Below are 3,388 nucleotides of genomic sequence, written 5' to 3'. Positions count from 1 at the left end.
GAGCGGATGTCCATGTTGAGCGCGTAGCCGTGCTCGGTGACGACGCACTTGATGTCGTGCTCGGTGTGGTCGATGTGCCGCACGTACGGCATCACGCAGCTCACGATGCGCCCGTCCTTCAACGGCCGGGTGGACGGCGTGTGCACGATGCTGAGGTAGGCGTTGCGGAAGAAGTCTCCCGAGCCGCCCAGCCCGTTGACGATGCGCGAGCCGTCGATATGGGTGGAGTTGACGTGGCCGTAGATGTCCACCTCGATGGGGGTGTTCATCGCGATGACGAACAGCCGCGAGATGATCTCCGGGTTGTTGGACAACCACATGGGCCGCAGCACCAGCTTGTCACGGCAGCGCTCGAACAACTCCATGAAGCGTCGGCGCCCCTCGGCCGAGAAGGAGACCGCGGTGGCGGAGGCGGTCTCGAACTTCGCCTCGTCCTCCACGTAGCGCAACATGCCGTCCTGGAAGACCTCGGTCCAGAAGCGGATTTTCTGGAAGGGAGAGGCGTAGAGCTCTCCGATGATGGCGTTGGCCACGTTGCCCACCCCGGACTGGATGGGAGGCAGACGCTTGCCCCAGTCGAACTGCGAGCGGCACTGGAGGAGGAAGTCGATGACGTTCTGCGCGATGCGGCGGTCCGTCTCGCTCGCCGCCTTGAAGGCCACCGGGTGGTCGGGCGTGCGGGACTCGACGACAGCCACCACCTTGCGGTGGTCGAACTCGACGTAGGGCGTGCCGATGCGGTCGCGCACGTTCACCACCGGCAGCGGCCAGCCCACCTTGGGATGGACGGTCGGCAGGACGATGTCATGGAAGCCGGTGTAGTCCGGCACCTCGGTGTTCACCTCGAGGATGACCTTGCGCGCCCGGGCGAGCGCCTCGGCGGAGATGCCCACCGAGGAGGAGAGGACGACACTGCCGTCCGGGCGGATGCGCGACACCTCGACGACGGCGACGTCGATCTCCCCGTAGAAGCCGTACATCAGGTTGCGCGCGAAGGCGGAGAGGTGGACGTCGGTGAAGTCCATCTCCCCCGAGTGGATGAGCTTGCGCGAGACGGCCGAGGACATGTACGGCCCGCGCTTGCGGATGAAGGGGGCCATGGGCCCCTCCACGTCGTCCGAGAGCGAGGCGCCGCTCAGCAGGGTGATGCGAGAGTGGGGCGCCGTCTGGGCGAGGTGGCGGGCGAGCGCTGGGAAGAAGGTCTTGGGTTCGCCCGACTTGGTGAACCCGCTGATGGCCACGGTGCTGCCATCGGAGACGTGCTTCACCGCCTCCTCCACCGGGACGACCTTGGCCAGCAGCTCCGCGTTCTCGACTCGCTCCTGAAGTGTGCTCATAGGGTTCCTGTGGCTCCAATACTGCGTCCTCTGGCTGCCCATGGCACCGGCGCCGGTTAAATACCTCGTTCCATGTCCAGCCGAATCCGTCTTCGGAACCGTTTCCAGTTGCTGGCGGCCCTCCTCTCCACCGTCGTCCAGCTTCCCACGGTGCTCTGGCTCTGTTGGCTCACGCGCACGCCCCTGCCCGCGTTGGTCGCGCTGCTGGTGTCGCTCCCGTACTTGCGCCAGCTCCAGAGTCCCTGGCACACCACGGCACCCGCGCCCTCCACCTACCTGGCACTGGGCTGGTGGTCGGCCTGCCTGGTCTTCGATCTGCTGATGCTCCCCGCCTCGCTGGCCGTCCAGGCAGGAATGCCCATGGGCGCCACCTGGGGCCTGGCTGGAGCCCTCGCGCTTGGCGTGGGCGTTGATGCGGTCCTCGGACGGCCGAGGCTTCGGAAGCGGGTGGTCCGTGTGGAGGGACTCTTGCCGGAGCTGGACGGCTACCGCATCGGGCAGATCTCCGACGTGCACTGCGGGCCCCATGTCCCCGAGAGCCGGGTCTCCTCCTGGGTCGCACGCCTCAACGCACTCGACCTGGACCTGGTAACCATCACTGGAGATCTCATCACCCACGGGTCCTCGCATGTCGAGGCCGTCGCGCGGGCGCTCGGCGGTCTGCGCGCGAAGGATGGCGCCTTCGCCTGCATGGGCAACCACGACTACTTCACCGACGGCGAGCACCTCATCCGGGAGCTGGAGCGAGGGGGGCTCACCGTCCTGCGCAACCGAGGGGTGGTGGTGAAGCGGGGAGGTGCTCGCCTGTACGTCGCGGGTGTGGACGACACCTGGACCTCACGCCACGATCTGGCTCGGGCGCTCGCGGGCAGGCCCGAGGGCATCCCGACGGTGCTGCTCGCGCACGACCCCGACCTGTTTCCCGAGGCCCAGGCCCGCGCCGTCGAGCTGACCCTCTCGGGCCACACGCACGGCGGACAACTCGCGGTCCCGGGCGTCCGCCGCCTCTCGCTGGCACGGTTCATCACCCGCTGGACCGCGGGGCTGTATCGGCAAGGTCGCTCGTGGCTCTACGTGAACCGTGGCGCCGGCACCACCGGGCCACCCGCGCGGCTGGGCGCTCCGCCGGAACTGGCGGTCATCACGCTGCGCCGGGCATGAGCCGCAGCACGAGTAGCCGCAACTCGGTCATGTCCTCGATGGTGCGCTTGTCCTCGCTGTCCAGACCCGGCCCGCCCTTGAACAACTCCAGGCAGTCGCCCGGCGTACCTTGCCGCTCGCCCGAATCGCTCAAGAACCTCCACGGCCAGCTGGCCCCGGACGAGCTGGACAAGAAGCATTCGGAGCTGCTGGACAAGCTCGCCGCCATGAACGCCAACGTGGTGAGCGAGTTTAAGGGGCTCATCAACAACGTCCACGAGGAGCTCGGCTCCATGACGGAGAACTTCCAGGACGAGCTGGACGCGCAGCGGCATGAGGTGCGGGCACTCGGCAAGGAGCTGCGCGAGGCGATGGCGAGCCTCAAGGCCCGGCAGGACACGGTGGAGGCTCTCGTCCGCGGCAACGACCCGGGAGAGGTCTTCGCCGTCCCCGGGCGTCAACGCACCGCCGCCGAGACCCCGCGCCGGCAGGAGGAGACGAGCAAGAAGCCCTCCCCGAACGGCAGGCGCAAGGGCAACGGGAGCACCGCGCCCGAGACGCGTGCGCCCTGACGCTCGCCCCATTCTCTCGCAGCTGCATGCCGGTGGTGGCCCATGAGTCCCCCCGGCATTTTTAGTCCCGAGGTGCTCTCGCGCGAGGTCAGTGGCTGTACGGAGTGTCAGCTCGCCTCCGAGCCGGAGCTGCGGAGGGGCCAGAAGGCGCGAGGGGCATGCGCTCCTCTTCTGCACCAGGGGTGCATCGAGCTGCTCCAGGCGACCCGTGCGGTTGGGTTGCGGACCCTACGACACGAGGCGCCTTTTGCCCGCGCTGTCCAGTCTGTCCGGATTTGTCAGGGCCACCCGATAGAGTGGGCGTCATCCATCGGAGGCGCTGATGACATCCACGCTGCT

Annotated in this window: 3 protein-coding genes; 2 read left to right on the top strand and 1 reads right to left on the bottom strand. The window is 67.9% G+C overall.

The window, feature by feature from the left end; genetic code table 11:
• The coding region (locus VF794_RS26470) for an acetyl-CoA hydrolase/transferase C-terminal domain-containing protein (RefSeq protein ID WP_331115096.1) at positions 1-1,337 on the bottom strand (1,337 nt) is incomplete at its 3' end.
• A 72-nt stretch (positions 1,338-1,409) separates the two neighbouring features.
• Between VF794_RS26470 and VF794_RS26465 the strand changes: the two genes are divergently transcribed.
• Positions 1,410-2,498, top strand: a complete 1,089-nt coding sequence (locus tag VF794_RS26465) for a metallophosphoesterase (RefSeq protein WP_331115094.1) — start codon at positions 1,410-1,412, stop codon at positions 2,496-2,498.
• Positions 2,495-3,049 (top strand): hypothetical protein, encoded by a 555-nt coding sequence (locus VF794_RS26460; protein WP_331115093.1) that lies wholly within the window; start codon positions 2,495-2,497, stop codon positions 3,047-3,049. The genes VF794_RS26465 and VF794_RS26460 overlap by 4 nt, the downstream gene beginning before the upstream one ends.
• Positions 3,050-3,388: the final 339 nt, after the last annotated feature.

The organism is Archangium sp. (assembly GCF_036389735.1).
GTDB lineage: Bacteria > Myxococcota > Myxococcia > Myxococcales > Myxococcaceae > Archangium.
The sequence above is the reverse complement of the archived record's forward strand: the minus strand, read 5'-3'. Positions and strand labels throughout refer to the sequence as shown.

Excerpts from the sequence above, each read along its gene's own strand:
- VF794_RS26460 (WP_331115093.1), top strand. The coding sequence starts at position 2,495 with ATGAGCCGCAGCACGAGTAGCCGCAACTCGGTCATGTCCTCGATGGTG.
- VF794_RS26465 (WP_331115094.1), top strand. The coding sequence starts at position 1,410 with ATGTCCAGCCGAATCCGTCTTCGGAACCGTTTCCAGTTGCTGGCGGCC.